This is a genomic window from Atribacter sp., assembly GCF_035418125.1.
In the GTDB taxonomy this organism is placed as follows: domain Bacteria; phylum Atribacterota; class Atribacteria; order Atribacterales; family Atribacteraceae; genus Atribacter; species Atribacter allofermentans.
Window position 1 is genome coordinate 11,386 of record NZ_DAOLQM010000007.1, and the last position, 16,040, is coordinate 27,425.

General features: G+C 38.9%; 18 protein-coding genes. 16 read left to right on the plus strand and 2 right to left on the minus strand.

Features of this window, described 5'->3' with window-relative positions:
• Positions 1–10: 10 nt before the first annotated feature.
• The 13 genes from PLK24_RS01135 to PLK24_RS01195 all read left to right on the plus strand — a co-directional run bounded on the left by PLK24_RS01135 (position 11) and on the right by PLK24_RS01195 (position 12,168).
• Positions 11–1,018 (plus strand): pyridoxal phosphate-dependent aminotransferase, encoded by a 1,008-nt coding sequence (locus PLK24_RS01135; RefSeq protein WP_324475859.1) that lies wholly within the window; start codon positions 11–13, stop codon positions 1,016–1,018.
• Positions 1,002–1,547 carry a bifunctional adenosylcobinamide kinase/adenosylcobinamide-phosphate guanylyltransferase gene (cobU, locus tag PLK24_RS01140; RefSeq protein WP_324475860.1) on the plus strand — a complete coding sequence of 182 codons (546 nt, stop codon included), beginning with the start codon at positions 1,002–1,004 and terminating at the stop codon, positions 1,545–1,547. Before PLK24_RS01135 ends, cobU begins: the two co-directional genes overlap by 17 nt.
• Positions 1,547–2,308, plus strand: coding sequence for an adenosylcobinamide-GDP ribazoletransferase (gene cobS, locus PLK24_RS01145; protein ID WP_324475861.1), 762 nt, complete (start codon positions 1,547–1,549; stop codon positions 2,306–2,308). The genes cobU and cobS overlap by 1 nt, the downstream gene beginning before the upstream one ends.
• Before the next feature lie 6 nt (positions 2,309–2,314).
• A complete protein-coding gene (locus PLK24_RS01150) occupies positions 2,315–3,202 on the plus strand; it encodes a GHMP family kinase ATP-binding protein (protein WP_324475862.1) in 888 nt (295 codons plus the stop codon).
• The gene (locus PLK24_RS01155; protein WP_324475863.1) at positions 3,199–3,795 is read left to right on the plus strand and encodes a histidine phosphatase family protein; all 597 of its coding nucleotides are present in this window, start codon (positions 3,199–3,201) and stop codon (positions 3,793–3,795) included. The genes PLK24_RS01150 and PLK24_RS01155 overlap by 4 nt, the downstream gene beginning before the upstream one ends.
• Positions 3,792–4,754 carry an adenosylcobinamide-phosphate synthase CbiB gene (gene cbiB, locus PLK24_RS01160; protein WP_324475864.1) on the plus strand — a complete coding sequence of 321 codons (963 nt, stop codon included), beginning with the start codon at positions 3,792–3,794 and terminating at the stop codon, positions 4,752–4,754. Before PLK24_RS01155 ends, cbiB begins: the two co-directional genes overlap by 4 nt.
• A gap of 292 nt (positions 4,755–5,046) precedes the next feature.
• Complete coding sequence (locus tag PLK24_RS01165) at positions 5,047–6,162, plus strand: lysylphosphatidylglycerol synthase transmembrane domain-containing protein (protein WP_324475865.1); 1,116 nt, start codon at positions 5,047–5,049, stop codon at positions 6,160–6,162.
• A gap of 45 nt (positions 6,163–6,207) precedes the next feature.
• Complete coding sequence (locus PLK24_RS01170; protein WP_324475866.1) at positions 6,208–7,275, plus strand: lysylphosphatidylglycerol synthase transmembrane domain-containing protein; 1,068 nt, start codon at positions 6,208–6,210, stop codon at positions 7,273–7,275.
• Between the two features lie 241 nt (positions 7,276–7,516).
• Positions 7,517–8,323: a biotin--[acetyl-CoA-carboxylase] ligase gene (locus PLK24_RS01175; protein WP_324475867.1), complete on the plus strand. Its 807-nt coding sequence runs from the start codon at positions 7,517–7,519 to the stop codon at positions 8,321–8,323.
• Complete coding sequence (locus tag PLK24_RS01180; RefSeq protein ID WP_324475868.1) at positions 8,320–8,871, plus strand: biotin transporter BioY; 552 nt, start codon at positions 8,320–8,322, stop codon at positions 8,869–8,871. Before PLK24_RS01175 ends, PLK24_RS01180 begins: the two co-directional genes overlap by 4 nt.
• Positions 8,872–9,417: 546 nt before the next feature.
• The gene (locus PLK24_RS01185) at positions 9,418–10,167 is read left to right on the plus strand and encodes a ZIP family metal transporter (RefSeq protein WP_324475869.1); all 750 of its coding nucleotides are present in this window, start codon (positions 9,418–9,420) and stop codon (positions 10,165–10,167) included.
• 4 nt (positions 10,168–10,171) lie between these two features.
• The gene (locus PLK24_RS01190; RefSeq protein WP_324475871.1) at positions 10,172–10,870 is read left to right on the plus strand and encodes a response regulator transcription factor; all 699 of its coding nucleotides are present in this window, start codon (positions 10,172–10,174) and stop codon (positions 10,868–10,870) included.
• An 8-nt stretch (positions 10,871–10,878) separates the two neighbouring features.
• Positions 10,879–12,168 carry a HAMP domain-containing sensor histidine kinase gene (locus tag PLK24_RS01195; RefSeq protein ID WP_324475872.1) on the plus strand — a complete coding sequence of 430 codons (1,290 nt, stop codon included), beginning with the start codon at positions 10,879–10,881 and terminating at the stop codon, positions 12,166–12,168.
• A 30-nt stretch (positions 12,169–12,198) separates the two neighbouring features.
• Here PLK24_RS01195 and PLK24_RS01200 read toward each other — a convergent pair whose 3' ends face one another.
• On the minus strand, positions 12,199–12,852 hold the full coding sequence (locus PLK24_RS01200; protein WP_324475874.1) for an IMPACT family protein: 654 nt from the start codon (positions 12,850–12,852) through the stop codon (positions 12,199–12,201).
• Between the two features lie 27 nt (positions 12,853–12,879).
• Here PLK24_RS01200 and PLK24_RS01205 point away from each other — a divergent pair, with 27 nt between their 5' ends.
• Together PLK24_RS01205 and PLK24_RS01210 are read left to right on the plus strand one after the other, a co-directional pair.
• The gene (locus PLK24_RS01205) at positions 12,880–13,428 is read left to right on the plus strand and encodes a chromate transporter (RefSeq protein WP_324475875.1); all 549 of its coding nucleotides are present in this window, start codon (positions 12,880–12,882) and stop codon (positions 13,426–13,428) included.
• Positions 13,425–13,946 carry a chromate transporter gene (locus PLK24_RS01210; protein WP_324475876.1) on the plus strand — a complete coding sequence of 174 codons (522 nt, stop codon included), beginning with the start codon at positions 13,425–13,427 and terminating at the stop codon, positions 13,944–13,946. Before PLK24_RS01205 ends, PLK24_RS01210 begins: the two co-directional genes overlap by 4 nt.
• Before the next feature lie 4 nt (positions 13,947–13,950).
• Here the strand turns inward: PLK24_RS01210 and PLK24_RS01215 are convergent, their stop codons facing one another.
• Positions 13,951–14,577, minus strand: a complete 627-nt coding sequence (locus tag PLK24_RS01215) for a hypothetical protein (protein WP_324475877.1) — start codon at positions 14,575–14,577, stop codon at positions 13,951–13,953.
• Between the two features lie 378 nt (positions 14,578–14,955).
• On the opposite strand from PLK24_RS01215, the gene PLK24_RS01220 reads away from it, so the two are divergent.
• Positions 14,956–16,038: an LptF/LptG family permease gene (locus PLK24_RS01220; RefSeq protein ID WP_324475878.1), complete on the plus strand. Its 1,083-nt coding sequence runs from the start codon at positions 14,956–14,958 to the stop codon at positions 16,036–16,038.
• Positions 16,039–16,040: the final 2 nt, after the last annotated feature.

Consider the following 16,040-nt stretch of genomic DNA (forward strand, 5'->3'; position numbering starts at 1 on the left):
CAAATCCCCGGTGGATTTCAGTGTTAACTTAAATCCGTGGGGTCCGCCTCAAATATTAAAGGAACACTGGAATGATTGGTTTCGGTATGTTTCCTATTATCCCCCTCTTGATTGGGAATTTTATCAAAAAAGGATAGCCCTGCTTTATAATTTGGATCAAAACCTGATTCTTCCCTTCAATGGCGCAACCCAGGGTATTTATTTTATCGCCCGTCGTCATCAGGCTAAAAAAATCTTTGTTATAGAGCCATGTTTTACTGAATATGCTCGTGCTTTTAATTTAGAAGGAAAAACAGTAATCCATAGTAATCTTTTGTTCCGAGAAGGATTCCATAGCATAATGTCTCGTATAGAAAGGGAAAGCCCGGATCTAATCGTATTAGGGAATCCTGGTAATCCCTTAGGTCAATGTCTTTCAAAAAAGGAAAGGCTCATTTTATACCATTGGTGTCGAGAGAAAAAGGTGGCATTGTTGGTTGATGAAGCATTTCAAGAGTTTATTCAGGAAAAAACTTCTTTTTTACCACAATTGAACGGTGAGGACCAAACCTTAATCATCATCCGCTCTCTTACAAAATATTATTCCTTAGCTGGATTGAGGGGAGGCTTTATAGTGGCTAACCCATCATTGGTTGAGGAGTGGAAAATGGCTCTTGAACCCTGGAGTATAAATACGCTTTTGGCTGTAACTTTAGATTTGCTTGCCAGTATCGATCTTGGTGAATTTCATTCCCTTACGTTGCAGGAACTACGTAATGAAAAACGATATATTGAAGAGAGCCTAGGGAAACTCTTTAACCTTTTTGAACTTCAACCTTCAGTAGTAAATTTTTATACGATAAGAATCAAAGCCCAGACAAGTTGCTTCTATTCTTTCCTTCAAAACCAAAAGCTCATTGTGCGCTTTTTGGGTGATTTTTGGGGAATGTCTAATGATTTTTTCCGGTTTTCAGTTCGGACTCACGAAGAGAATATAAAATTAATTCAGGTGATAAATGAATATGCCCGAACCTTATAAAAAAACAGTTCTGATCTTGGGAGGAGCCCGGAGCGGAAAAAGTTCTCTTGCGCATCAAATGGCTCGAGATAGTGGCTTACCAGTAATTTATTTAGCAACCGGAGTGGTTACCGATATGGAAATGAAGGAAAGAGTTCAAAAGCATCGGAATTCTCGTCCTCAATCGTGGTTAACCAGAGAGACTCCCTATGGTTTCAGTCATATCGATGAAAACTGGACTGGAAAGGCAATTTTGCTGGATTGCGTTACATTTCTGGTTAACAATCTGTTATTACGAGAAGACAAAGAAGAAGCAGCCTATCACCAACTTCTTAATGAATTCATTTATCTTTTTGAAAAACAACAACGAGAGGGTTTTTACTTTTTAATGGTGAGTAATGAGACGGGAATGGGGATTGTGCCTGAATACCCTCTGGCGAGAACCTTTCGTGATCTCCAAGGTCGCGTTAACCAATGGTTGGCAACTAAAGTTAACCAGGTCTACTTAGTAGTTGCCGGCATTCCAGTGAAGATAAAGGGAGAGATATAATGGAATCTAGCCGTTCCGCGATTAAACCAAAGATTTGGCATTATTGGTTTGTTGCCATGAGTTTTTTAACTTGCATTCCGGTCCCAAAATTTAATTATCAAAACGGAGATCTTTCCCGAGCAGCTGTTTTTTTCCCTATTGTTGGAGGGTTAGTAGGAGCATTCAGCTATGGATTATATTATCTCCTTCGGTTTGTCAACGCTGGGAATTGGTTAATCGCTTTGGTGTTAGTCGCTACCTCATTAGTTTTAACTCGAGGATTGCATCTTGATGGATGGGCTGATGTTTGTGATGCGCTTTTTTCAACTCAGGACCTGAAAAGAAGGCGAGAAATTCTCAAAGATAGTCATCTTGGAACTTTTGGTGTAACTGGAATATTTCTATTATTAAGCTTTAAGGTAATAGTACTGGGGGGAAATTTTCTACCAATTTATTTAATCATTGCCCCAATGGCAGGAAGAACCGCTGCTTTAATAATTGGAGGGCTTTTCCATCCCTTTCGTCAAGAGAAAAAGAGTCTTGGAGAAGAATTTATTGGTCAGATCCCAAGGTGGGTAATGGGGACTTGGCTTGGGGTTATAATGCTGTTTCCCTGGTTTTTGGGGTGGCATTACTATCCTTTCAAAGCAGCCTTGATTTTTTTTGTTGGCTGGTTATTCAGTAAAATGATGGAAAGAGGTTTTCGGGGACTTAGTGGTGATGCTGTAGGAGCAATTATAGAGCTTGTTGAAACCCTTTTTTTATATTTAGGGAGGATATAAACAGGAATGAAACGCGCATGGTGTCCGGGTAGTATGGGAGAATTAGTTCAAGGAACCTGGGAAGGCAAGGAAGTACTCATATCTTTGACCATTGACCGTTTCTCAGAAATAGAAGTTGATTTGGTTGAAAGGGTTGATCCAAAAAGCAGGGAACACATGCAAGAGCTTTGGAAGAGCAAACGTGCCATGGAGCTAATTCTTCAAGAATGGGGATTGAGTAGAATAGCGGAAAAAATTGTGTTTCGAAGGTGCCACTCAATTCCAGAAGGAAAAGGATATGCTTCAAGTACCGCGGACATTGCTGCCCTTATAGCAGCTTTGGCACTTCTTGTGGAGCGGGATTTGTATGAAGAGGACATTGCTCGGATTGCTTTAAAGATCGAACCTTCGGATGGTATTTTTTTTTCAAAAATGTGTATTTTTGACCACCTGGATGGATCAATTTTGGTACGTTTTCCAGTTCCTAGATATTTGGGAGTAGTAGGCGTAGAATTGCCCGGTGTTCTCGATACTCTCTCGGTGGACCGTAGGAGAATGAGAGCTCAATGGGAAAAGTACCAAAAGGATCTCTCAGAGGCTTTTGGTTGTGCTCAGCGGGGTCTAGAGGAAAACGATTTATCCCTTTTGGGGAGAGCAGCGACTCTGAGCAGTTGGATTGCTCAGTCATTTTTTCCAGAACCTATTTATGAAAAACTAATTGAAATCTGTTCTTCTATCGGTGGATTAGGCATAAACCGAGCCCATACAGGAAAGGCTTTTGGGATTCTTTTTGATACTCGGGTATATCCTCCGAAGAAAATGCTTCAACGAGCAAAGGAAGCTTTGAGAAATGAAAAAGCAGACGTTTTTTATAATAAAGTCATTTCCGGAGGAGCAAGGGTGATGAATATATGAAGGAAATTATTTTTTTAAGACATGGAGATACCGATGCGACTGAGAACCATTACTTCGCTGGTTGGAGCGACCTCCCACTTACCAAAAAAGGTGAGAAAAGGATAAAAGCGGCAAAAGAAATTCTAAAAAATTATGAGTATTTGGAAATTTGGTCAAGCCCCCTCATCCGGACACGACAGACAGCTCAGATAGTTGTAAATTCTAATTATTCGATTCAATACACCGAGGACATTAAAGAAAGATCTTTTGGCGAGTGGGAGGGAAAGAACTGGGAACTACTTGAGCAAGAATTTCCCAATCAAATCAAAAAGTGGAAGGAAAGCCCCTTGGAATTTACCCCCCCACTGGGAGAAAGCTTTGCAGATGTTTTGCTTAGAGTAAAAAGGTTTTGGCAAACACTTCAAGATAAAAACAACGGTAACTATTTAGTTGTAACCCATGCTGGTGTTATTCGATGTTTGTTGGTTCTTCTAACCGGGATGACTTTTGAAAATAGTTTTCATTTATTACTGAACCCCGGAGTGATAATAAAAGTTCGTGATGATTCGGGATTTTTCCAAGTAACGGGGATTATTAACCATGAGGATTTATGATGCTGAATGCAATTCGATTAATATGCGGCTTTGCTCTTGATGGATTATTTGGAGATCCTCAGGGAAAATGGCATCCAGTAGTTCTTATCGGCAAGATAATCAATAGCCTGGAAAGGTTGCTTTTTCCGAAGAAAAGAAACTTTAAACGTGAATTTTTTATGGGTTTTATATTGGTTATTCTCATGGCTGGAGGGATGGGGATACTGTATTATTTTCTTAGCCGATGGTTGAGGCAATACCTTTCGTTAGCCTTCTGGGCGTTAGAAATATATTTAATTTTTAGCTTTACAGCATATCGGACATTAATAAAAAGAGTAAACAATGTGAAGCTAGCATTGGAGCAAGACAATATTGAGGGAGCTCGTCAGAGATTAAAGCACTTGGTGGGGAGAGATACCGAACATTTTTCCGAGAAAGAAATAGTTCGTGCCGGGATAGAATCGCTTGCCGAAAGCTTTAGTGACGGAATTCTAGCTCCGCTATTTTACACCGCTCTTTTTGGTGCTTTGGGTGGATTAATTTATAAAATTTCTAATACTTTGGATTCAATGCTGGGATATAAAAATTCCCGGTATTACTTTTTTGGTTTTGCTTCTGCTCGATTTGATGATTTGATGAACATTATCCCCTCTCGGCTCAGTGTTGTTATGATTGGGATTTCCGCCATGATTTTGGGTAAATTTTGGAAGGGGGTTTTCCAATATTCCTTGCGTGACGCAAGAAAGCATCCGAGCCCAAATGCCGGTTGGCCCGAAAGCGCTTTGGCCGGTGCCTTAGGTGTTCAATTAGGAGGCGCTAATTATTATGGGGGCAAACGCGAAGAATACCCATTTTTAGGAGAGCCACTTATAGAACTGATTCCGGCGCGCATTGATGAAGCTCTCATCGTCATTCGGTTTTCTACTTATGTAGGAGTTTTGGTTTGTAGTTTGTTTTCAATAATAATATGGATGCTTTAAAAGCCCTTTTTAAAAAAAGAAACCACGAGTTTTATGATAATATACCTTTTTCGAATTTGTTGTATAATCGTTCTGTTCTATGTAGGAAATTCACTGATAGCCAAAGCAAAATAAGTGAAAAGTGAAAGCAATTTAAGACATAAAAACACCAAAAAAGCGCATCTCTTTTGCTAAGGAGAGGTGTTGAGGGCATCGATTATGAATAAACTTTTATTCCACCGGTGCCAAAAGGGAAACTTAAAAATTTATTTTAACTGTTTGATACTACTATAAAACGAGGACTTATGCTGATATGGAAAACCATAAGAGAAGAAGCGGCTTGATGTATGAACACGAACAGTATGAACCTAGTAAGCTTAGAAAACAGATTATCTTATCTATTTTAATCAGCTTAGGGACTACAATTTTTATTTTCTCGATTATTTCCTTTCGAGGGATTTCAATTGACCTGTCGGTTTTTCGCGTGGAATGGTTAGTATGTGGGATCATATTTCTAATATTGGCCTGGATTGTTGACGCTGTGCGAGTGTATCTCAGCTCGAGAGCTTGGAACAAGACAATTACTTTTGGACAGGCACTAAAAACAGTCCTTTCCGGGTATTTTATGTCAACTATTACTCCATCGGCTACCGGGGGTACGCCTGCCCAAATGTATGTTCTTGGCCGTTCGGGCCTTACCTGGGGTGAAGCCGGAAGCTTAGTAGTAGTCTGTGGTATCCTCTATCAAGTCAGCCTCCTTCTTTTAATTGTTGTCTTTATTTTTCTCTTTGATATTCGAGTTGCCTTACAAGGCATTCTTCTTAAGCTGCTCTATACCTTTGCAATATTCTACTCGATCATCATGTTCTTGTTGTTTTACTTTCTATACCGTCCTCAAGTTCTGTACCGTCTCACCAATTGGGGGATTAACTTTGTAAAGCGATACTTCCGAAAGGCAAAGTTTTCTGAGGCAGCGGTTCGAGCCTGGGTTGAGGAATTTTTTGATGACTTTCGTAGAGGATTTTCAATTCTATTTCTTAAAAAACCTCAATATTTAGCTTGGAATCTTGGCTGTTACATTATTTATTTTATACTATTTTTCTCAGTAGGGTTTTGCATTCTTAAGGCCTTAGGGGTGAATTCTCCCTATTTAAGAGTTATCAGCGCCCAAATTCCACTGTACTATATATTTGGTTTTATTCCTACTCCGGGAGCTAGTGGTGGGGTAGAGCTCACAGTGACTTCAGTTTTTCTTCGTTTCGCTGGACCCCAAAGGGTAGGGATGTATATTTTATTATGGCGAATTGCTACATTTTATTTTCCACTCTTTCTAGGAGGATATGCTTTTTTTCGAATCATTACCGGTACGAAAAAACCTACGGTTGAAAAATATTGTTCTCAATTACCAAGGGAAGAAAAGAACGATTAAGAATTTTAATTAGTGGGTATTTGTTCTATAAAAAAGGAAAATAAGGTGAAAATCAAACCGACCTTTGAAAAGAATAAAATAACCAAAAAAATCTGCTACTCAATTGTTATAAGTTTAGGAACGATGGTTTTTATTTTTTCATATTTTTCCTATCGAGAAACTACCGTGCCAGACTTGTCATTTAAAATAATACCCCTGATTGCCGGTGCGCTTTGCATGATAGGAGCCTGGATTTTTGATGCACTAAGAATTTTTATAACAGTTCGAGCATGGGGGAAAGCCATACTTTTTCGTGATTCTCTCCGATCAGTTCTTTCGGCATATTTTATGTCTTCAATTACACCATTTATGATAGGCGGAGGCCCTGCCCAAATGTATGTTCTTGGCCGTTCGGGCCTTACCTGGGGTGAAGCCGGAAGCTTAGTAGTAGTCTGTGGTATCCTCTATCAAGTCAGCCTCCTTCTTTTAATTGTTGTCTTTATTTTTCTCTTTGATATTCGAGTTGCCTTACAAGGCATTCTTCTTAAGCTGCTCTATACCTTTGCAATATTCTACTCGATCATCATGTTCTTGTTGTTTTACTTTCTATACCGTCCTCAAGTTCTGTACCGTCTCACCAATTGGGGGATTAACTTTGTAAAGCGATACTTCCGAAAGGCAAAGTTTTCTGAGGCAGCGGTTCGAGCCTGGGTTGAGGAATTTTTTGATGACTTTCGTAGAGGATTTTCAATTCTATTTCTTAAAAAACCTCAATATTTAGCTTGGAATCTTCTTTTTTATAATTTACGCTACATAGCAATATTTATGGTGGCTTTTTGGGTTTTATGGTCTCTGGGGATATTGGTACATCCAATTAAAGTTATCGGCATACAAATTCCGCTTAATTACATTTTTTCTTTAATGCCTACACCTGGTTCCAGTGGTGGTGTTGAGGCATCAATTGCATCGGTTTTTGTGTCCTATACAGCAGTTCAACGAATCGGAATATTTGTAATTTTATGGAGGATAATAACATTTTATTTTCCACTGATTGTAGGTGGGATTAATTTTTTTCAAACCGTATTGAAATCCAAACCAACCATTTTACCCGAGACAAATAAAGCCAGCGAATGATCTTAACACAATGAAAAACGACTAACGACAATCATCCAACTTTTATATTACTTACAAACCCACCTTTTTTCACCACAAAAGATAGATTTTAGGTGTTACAAAGCTTGCTTTTATCTTCGTTGTGGGGGGAAAAGACCAGGTTGTATGAAGGTAAGTATATTTGAATGAATAGTACAAAATTTTTCTGTAAAATAAAGACAGGCTTATAAATAAATTCGAAAATTACAAAGCGGTGAATTAGGTGAAATCGTATCCAAACTTTCAAATTCTTTATTATTCTACAGTTGATTCGACAAATCAATTAGCTCGTCAATTTGCTGAGCAGGGGGAAACTAAAGAATTGTTGGTAGTGGCCGATCAACAAACCGCTGGGAGGGGCAGGGGTGGAAAACGCTGGCTCTCGGTCCCCAGGGAATGTTTAACTTTTTCTTTGTTGCTCAGGCCGGTGAATAAGAATGCCGAACATTGTCCACAACTTGCTTTAATTCTTGGTTTAAGCTTGGCACAGGCCATGGAAAAACTGGGCTTTCATCCGCAACTTAAATGGCCTAACGATGTTTATTTGAATGAGAAAAAAATAGCCGGAATTTTATTAGAAAATGCTGTTCGATCTGATCGATTACAATGGGTAATTGCCGGTGTTGGTGTAAATATAAACGTCAAAAAAGATAACTTTCCTCAAAAACTTCGAGAAATAGCAACTTCTCTTTTCATAGAAGGGAAAAAAGAAATTGCTACCGATTTATTTCTGCAGGAATTTTTAACAATTTTTTCTTCTTGGTATTGTAATTGGATAAATAATAACAAAATACAACACCTGCTTGAAGAGTACACTAGACGTTCCATGGTATTGGGACGTTTAGTAACCTACGAAAAACAGGGAAAGAGATATCAGGCTCGAGCAGAAAGAATTGATGAAAATGGAGGGCTTTGGGTGATTCGCGAGGAAGAAAGACATCGATTATCCTGGGGCGAAGTTTCAATAGCTTCGAATAATAAAACTCAGACACAATTGAACTTCGGGTCCGATGGGGGAGAAACACGGTGAATCTTTCTCCTCGTAATCTCGTAAGGAGTGCTTTTTTATGTGCAATTGCAGTGGTCACAACCCAATTGATTCGATTTGGTTCGGCGATCGTCCCATTTAGCCTGCTTCCGGGAATTTATGTATTGGGAACTCTTGTATTTACACCCCTTGAAAATGGTTTCGGATGGATGATTTATATTCTATTAGGATTAATGGGTGTTCCGGTATTTGCCACTCCACCTTATGGTGGCCCCAGTTACATCTTAAAACCTACCTTTGGTTTCCTCCTGGGTTATTTATTTCTTTCTCCTTTGTTTTCCTGGATGGTACAAAAAAGAAGAAAAGCAAGTTTTTATTATTTACTTTTTTTGAGTTTTGCCGCGGTAAGTTTACCATACATACCCGGACTTGTTTATTTGTGGGTGATTATGAAATTCATTGTACAAGCGCAAATTTCATTTGGATATACCTTAAAAACCGGATTTCTACCCTTTATCGGGGGAGATATTTTAAAGGCTATTGTTGTATTTTTAATCGTATGGAAAGCCAAACCATTGCGAGGAAAATAGAAAAAAAGATTTGGAAGATAGACTCTCATGTCACCAAGTGGTATGAGATGAGGATGACTACTTATCTAAAACCGTCATTGCGAGGAATTCAACTGTTCCTTTGTTGGACGTTGTGGCAATCTCATCCACTCGCTTCTTCATTCTAAGGAGCGTATTTTGCGACGTAAGAATCTCATCCCTTTAAAGTATTTTTAAAAAATAAAGAAATACAAAAGACGAGATCCTCACGCGGGAAAACACCAATCTGGATGACGCCATTTTTTGCTTGTTACTATATTTTAGAAATAGGAATCAATCTCCCCCCTTAGCAAGGAAGGCAGGGTGAATTTGAAAGAATTCTAAAGAAAGCGAATCCTTCTCGTTCTCCCTTTCGCCAAAGGGAGATATCGATGTAAAAGGAATTTATTACGCCCCTACAGGGAAACATAATTTTGTAGGATCTTGAGTTATAAAGCCCGCAAATGGATTTTCAGAATAGATATATGATGATATATTATAAAATGATTGAAGTTAAATATCGGGGGATAGTCCTGGGGAGGGATTGGTTTGAATCATATCACTCTTGGGTTTCTTGCTAGCCTTATTGCTGGCTGTGCGACAGGAATTGGAGCCATTCCAGTTCTTTTTTTTCGAAAACAACATTTTTCTCATCGCTTAAAAGACCTTCTTTTGGGATTTGCAGCGGGAGTGATGTTAGCTGCAACTGCCTTCAGCTTGTTAGTTCCAGCTATTGCAATTGGCGGGGTATGGATTGCTGTAATTGGGATTATAATCGGGGCTCTTCTTTTAGATGGTGTTGATAAAGCCATCCCCCATGAGCATTTTGAAATGGGTCGAGAAGGGGCAAGCTCGAACCTTCGTCGTATTTGGCTTTTTGTTTTGGCGGTTACAATTCACAACTTTCCCGAAGGTATGGCGGTTGGAGTTAGTTTTGGAACCCAGAATATTTCTAATGGACTAACCGTTGCTACTGCCATTGGTCTACAAAATATTCCCGAGGGTCTAGCGGTAGCAATATCCCTAGTTGGTGCGGGATATAATCGTGCTGTGGCTTTTGGATATGCCCTTCTTACTGGTTTGGTTGAGCCGATTGGAGGGCTTTTGGGAATATCTTTGGTCACCTTTATGCATTGGTTTCTTCCTTTGGGGATGGCTTTGGCTGGTGGTGCTATGTTATTTGTTATCAGCGATGAAGTTATACCTGAAACCCATCACGGGGTTCACTCCCGTCTTTCTACTTATGCTTTAATGATTGGCTTTATTATTATGATGACTTTAGATAACCTTTTCGGTTAGAAAAATGGAAAGTCTAGCTGAAAAACCCAAAAAAGGAGCTCGGATTTTAATTGTTGAAGATGATCCGAAGATTTCTCGATTATTAGAGCTGGAACTTAAACATGAAGGATTTCTCATTCATCGTTCAAGTATGGGTGAAGTGGCAGTTGAAGATTTTTACTCTTTCCAGCCCGATTTGATAATTTTAGATATTATGCTTCCCGACATTGATGGTTGGGAGGTTGCCAAAAGGATACGTCTCCTTTCGGAAACGGTTCTCATTCTTATGCTAACTGCCAGAGGAGAAGTTGATGATCGGGTGAGGGGGTTGCGGTCGGGTGCGGATGATTACTTAGTTAAGCCTTTTGCAATTGAAGAGCTTTTGGCTCGAATAAATGCTTTACTACGACGGGCTGGACATACCACCAGAGTGGCTTTTCAAATTGGAAATTTGCACATTGATCCCCAATCCTATCAAGTTCATCTTGGAAATCGGGAAATTATCTTAACCAAAACCGAATTTGATTTACTCCTTTTTTTGGTTCACAACGTAGGCATTGTTCTTTCCCGAGAGAAAATTTTGCAAAACGTCTGGGGACCGGATTTTTTTGGTACTCCAGGGGTTGTTGAAGTATATATGAATTATCTCAGAAAGAAGTTGGGTGGCGAGGGGAAAAGGATTAAGACTGTTCGAGGGGTTGGTTATACTTTTATGAAGGACTGAGCCAAAAAATGAAACTTTCAGTTCGCATGACGTTATTCAATTTTATTTGCTTGTTTGCTCTAACTTTATTGGCTTTTTCAATTTTATATGGCTTTTCTCGAAAAAGTATATTGACTTCAGAAGAAGAAGATATTTTCCGTCGCTCTCAAGCGGGCGGTATGAGGATGATGCATGGTTTAATGGCACGGGGCAGGGCATTTCCTGGTGATTTTCTAGTTGGGACGCGGGACAATCAGACCCTTAAGGTGGTACAAAACCCCTGGGATCTTGATCCACAGTTATGGAAGGAGGGTCTGGTCGAGAGAGACGGGGAGCATTTTCTTTTTGTTTCAATTGATCGATCTGGGGGAGATTATTTATTGGGGAAAAATGTCAGCACCTCGATTCGTTCTTTAGAGCGAATTCGAATAGTTGCCTGGTATTTAATACCAATTTTAGCAGGTTTAGTTTTATTTGTTGGTTATTTTTTATCCGAATACTGGTTAAAGCCTTTACGGGAATTGAACCGAACCCTCTATAAAATGAGCTCAGAAAATTTATCCTCCCGCTTTTCAGTGGCTTCGACATTGGATGAAATAGAGGAATTAAAGTTAGCACTCAACAAAATGTTACATTCCTTTGAACAAGGATATTTAATTCAGAAAAGGTTTGTTTCCAATGTTTCCCATCAGCTAAGGACCCCTTTGAGTTCAATTATTGGTTATATTCAAATGCTACAAAGGTGGGGAGATGAAAATCCAGAGGTACGTAAAGAAGCCATCGATGCCATAGAAAAAACTGCTCAGGAGATGAAAGAATTGACCGAGAGTTTGCTTTCTCTCAGTCGTACCGGTCATATTACAGAAATGACAGATATTGCCCTGGATTTAGTGATAAAATCAATTGTCGAGCAATGGCAGACAAAAAACCCTCAGCGACTATTTCGCCTTTTTATTAATGCATCACCTCATCTTAAAATTTCAGTGGACCATTTAAAAATTTTAATGGATGTTTTGTTAGACAATGCCCTGAAGTATTCAATGGAGCAGATTGATATCACTATTGACGAAAAAAATATAATCGTTAGAGATTATGGTCCTGGAATTCCCGCAGAGATCCAAGCTCGATTGGGTGAGCGGTTTCTTCGAGGTCGAAATACCGTTGAAAAGCCGGGGTGGGGCGTTGGTCTTTCTCTGGCTTTCGAAATTGCCGATAAGTTTGGATGGAAGCTGTTTTTCGAAAATGCAACTCCAGGTCCTGGATTAAAGGTTTTGATGGTTTTTTCTCCAAATCAAACCATTGCATCCGATAATAAGTGACTGAATTTTTGTGGTTTTTCTATTATTTAATTATTGATTGTCGCAACGTTCCCAATTAAGCAGGAATTCCTCTTTCTTTTTTAATTCAAGAAAAGCAAAGGTTTCATGGAGTCTGTGCAAGGGAACTCGAAATCGAATTTTACCGAGGTTGGGGTTTAACTCAAGATATTTTTTGCTCCGACAGAAATAAATAAGCTGGTTTACCATCAGCTGAAAACTGGTCGGATTAATTGTAAGAACGAATTCAGCCGTAAGTTCCTTTTCTATAATGCCGGAGCTTTCTAAAACCATCTCAGCAGCTTGCTGATAGGCATTGATAAGGCCTCGAACTCCTAACTTTTTTCCACCAAAATATCGAGTGACAATAACCAGAAGATTGGTAAGGTTGCTGCGTAAAATCGATCCCAGAATTGGACGACCAGCAGTTCCATGTGGTTCACCAGCATCGGTAGAAAACTCAAGTGGTGGGTTGTGACCAAGGCGCCAAGCGTAACACCAGTGGCTGGCATCGGGATAAAGAGATTGAATTTGGAGTATTTTTTCACGAACCATTTCTTGATAGGTTACTGAAAAACTATGGGCTATAAATCTTGACCGATCAACCACCAACTCAGAGATGCTTTCTTTTTCAATTGTCAAATACTTATGAATTTCCTTTTCCATAGCCAGTATTAATGGTATCATACTTTCAATATTTTTGCGGAGAAGGTCATGGATGTTTTAATAAAGCGAAAAAAGGGAATCCTTAGGATTCTTTTTGTAAGTTTCTTCCAAATTGGAGCTTTTACCTGGGGAGGGGGATATGCTATGGTTCCTTTAATACAGAGGGAACTGGTTCAAAAGAAGCGACTCATGAATGATGAAGATTTTATTAACATTTTATCGATAGCCCAAAGCTTCCCAGGAGCTATTGCTATTAATACGGCTGGTTTAGTTGGGAACCGGCTGGCTGGTTTTCCAGGGCTATTGGTAGCTATTTTAGGCTCGGTGCTTCCGTCGTTCACAGTCATGATTATGGCGGCAACCATATTATTTCATTTTGGTGATTTGGTTCTCGTGCAAAGATTTTTTCGAGGAGCGGTCCCAGCTATTGTCGCATTGATTGCGACTGGAATTTTTTCTATTGCCAAAAGAGCTCTCAAGCAACGTTTCGATCTTATCTTGTCCGGCGTCCTTTTTGTTTTAGTCTTGGTCTTTGATTTTCATCCCTTTTGGATTATTTTAATTGGAGCGCTAACCGGTTTAGTGAGGAAATCTTGATTTACTTTCATCTTTTTTTAGCTTTTGTTCGTATCGGCTTTTTAGCTTTTGGAGGAGGGATTGCCGTTCTTCCTTTGATCCAGAAAGAAATTGTTGATACTTATCAATGGTTAACCACCACCCAATTTCTGGATTTAGTTACACTATCCGAGCTTACCCCAGGTCCAATTGCTATTAATTCTGCTACTTTTGTTGGATATAGAATCGGAGGAGTATTTGGTGCAGCGATTGCTACCGGAAGCTTTTGTCTCCCATCAATTGGTTTTATTTTATTTATTTCTAAGTTTTTAAGTGCGTTTGAAGGTAATGATAAAGTTCAGAAAATAATGAAAGGACTTCGGCCTTCGGTCATAGCACTTATGTCATTAGCTGGTTATTCGATTGCTCAAAATGGAATCATAGACTGGTTTGCTGTCGGTTTAAGTGTGGTTTCCTTTATCCTGGTTTGGAAAAATATAATCGATCCAATTTTTATGCTGATTTTAGCCGGATTAGCCGGAATAGTTTATTATCGATAGAGGTTTACCAAGAAGAGTTTAAGCAATGATCACGTAAGACGAGATAATTTTTTAGGGTTAGTTTATAGGTATAACGGATGGTTGAAATTGCTGTTGCTTGAATTTCTTCATTAGTAAAAGTGAGGGTATTTCCAGGGTCAACCCACGCCCCTTCGGGTGGTAGCGGGTTTTTTAGCGAAACATCCATAAAAGAAATCATATACAGTGGTTTAATGTGTATTGATCCTTTTTCATTCCAATCAGCAAGAAAATAAGGGGTTGGAGGGCCAGGGTAATAAGGGAGATCACCAATGCCTTTTAAACTACTGGTAGCGCCACCTCCGGCATCTCCGTTTAAAGTAAAACCATTTCCTAAAATAATTGGAACCTCAAAAGGATTTATGTTCTCTGGTAGGGAGCCAAAAATGCCTAAATAACTAATCAAACTATTGCTCGGAGCCTCATACCGGTAAGTAGGAAAATCAATCATCAACGGAGGTGACCCTACTCCACTTAACACTTCAGAGGAAAATTCTTCCCAATATTCAAAAAAAATAATTTGATTTTCTTGATCATAGGAAGAGGAGTTTCCTTGACATCCTGATGATAGGATTAGAAAGAAAATTAAGAGTAAAATCCAAAGATTCTTCATAATATCCCTCCTTAGATGTTATGTTGTCCATTAAAAAGATTGAGCATGGTTAAAAAACGATATTCAGCAATAAAGAATAAAATTAAAAGGAACCAGAAAGAAGGGCTAAGGGTATTAGGAGCTATTGGGTTAACGCCTTTTTGCTGACAAATTTCTTTAAAAAAGATACAATAAGTTGCTGGGAAAATTACTTGTCCAGTGTTTGGAATACGTCGTTTATTATAGTGTTCTGTTTAAAAATTGTATATATTTTCATTCCATTTTACCATGGGAGATTGTGGTCCACACATTGTTAAATCAATCTGCAAGGAAAGTTGATGATCTGACCATACAAGGTTACTACCTTAAATCCAATCGAAATAGGTGGCAAAAAAACTGATGATTAAAATTATGGATCGCTATATAGCCCGCGAAAGCCTAACTGGCATGTTTACCTGGGTAGGTGCAGTAACCATTGTTATGTTGGTGGGAATTTTGTTTGAACTTGCTGACTTTTTTGTCAATAAACAAGTTCCTCTCTTAATTACATTAGAAATATTGTTATTGTATATCCCCGCCCAAATGGTACTTACTTTTCCGATCTCTTATCTTTTAGCTTCTGAACTTCATTTAGGAAGACTGGGGAGAGAAAGCGAGATGGTAGCCATTGAAGCATGCGGTGTTAGTTTGAAAAGGATACTGCTTCCTTATTTGATAGTCTCGATTTTAGTTAGTATAGGTTCTTATTACTTTAATGATATCATAGTTCCTGAGTCGAATCATAAAGCACAGGTGCTAATGCGTGAGTATGTTTATAAAAAAGGACCCCCGAAAATCCAGCAAAATGTTTTTTTTAGAGATGCTGAAAACCGATATTTTTATGTGAATGAATTGGACAATGAAACCTGGGAAATGAAAAAAGTGATTATTTATGATTTAAAGGATCAAAAAGAGTTTCCGGATGTTATCACTTCCCAAAGTGCTTTTTGGCTGGAAGATCGTTGGTTGTTGAAAGAGGGAGTAGTTCATCGATATAATGATACCGGATATCTTCTGCAGGAAATAGAATTCAATGAGATGGAGATTGATATGAAGGAAGAGCTGCAGGAGTTTTTTGAAAACCAACGGGCTCCTGAGGAAATGTCAACCAGAGAGCTACGCAAACAGATTGAAATATTGAAGCAATCGGGAGCCCAAGTTGATGAATTCGAAACTGCTTATTTTTTGAAATATTCTCTTCCTTTTTCAGCTTTAATGTTTATTATGATTGGACTGCCTTTCGGTATCCAAAGAGGCCGAGATACAAGAGCACTAGGTGTTATAGTGACCGTTATCTTAGCTTTTGTTTTTTATATGATGTTATCAATATTTCGTTCATTGGGACGGGGTGGTATCATGGAACCCTGGTTAGCTGCTTGGATGCCTAATATAATTTTTGGTTCAATGGGATTATTTTTATTTTTAGGCATCGAAAGAAAGTGAGG

Excerpts from the sequence above, each read along its gene's own strand:
- cobU (WP_324475860.1), top strand. The coding sequence starts at position 1,002 with ATGCCCGAACCTTATAAAAAAACAGTTCTGATCTTGGGAGGAGCCCGG.
- cobS (WP_324475861.1), top strand. The coding sequence starts at position 1,547 with ATGGAATCTAGCCGTTCCGCGATTAAACCAAAGATTTGGCATTATTGG.
- PLK24_RS01150 (WP_324475862.1), top strand. The coding sequence starts at position 2,315 with ATGAAACGCGCATGGTGTCCGGGTAGTATGGGAGAATTAGTTCAAGGA.
- PLK24_RS01155 (WP_324475863.1), top strand. The coding sequence starts at position 3,199 with ATGAAGGAAATTATTTTTTTAAGACATGGAGATACCGATGCGACTGAG.
- cbiB (WP_324475864.1), top strand. The coding sequence starts at position 3,792 with ATGATGCTGAATGCAATTCGATTAATATGCGGCTTTGCTCTTGATGGA.
- PLK24_RS01165 (WP_324475865.1), top strand. The coding sequence starts at position 5,047 with ATGGAAAACCATAAGAGAAGAAGCGGCTTGATGTATGAACACGAACAG.
- PLK24_RS01190 (WP_324475871.1), top strand. The coding sequence starts at position 10,172 with ATGGAAAGTCTAGCTGAAAAACCCAAAAAAGGAGCTCGGATTTTAATT.
- PLK24_RS01195 (WP_324475872.1), top strand. The coding sequence starts at position 10,879 with ATGAAACTTTCAGTTCGCATGACGTTATTCAATTTTATTTGCTTGTTT.
- PLK24_RS01200 (WP_324475874.1), bottom strand. The coding sequence starts at position 12,852 with ATGATACCATTAATACTGGCTATGGAAAAGGAAATTCATAAGTATTTG.
- PLK24_RS01205 (WP_324475875.1), top strand. The coding sequence starts at position 12,880 with ATGGATGTTTTAATAAAGCGAAAAAAGGGAATCCTTAGGATTCTTTTT.
- PLK24_RS01215 (WP_324475877.1), bottom strand. The coding sequence starts at position 14,577 with ATGAAGAATCTTTGGATTTTACTCTTAATTTTCTTTCTAATCCTATCA.
- PLK24_RS01220 (WP_324475878.1), top strand. The coding sequence starts at position 14,956 with ATGATTAAAATTATGGATCGCTATATAGCCCGCGAAAGCCTAACTGGC.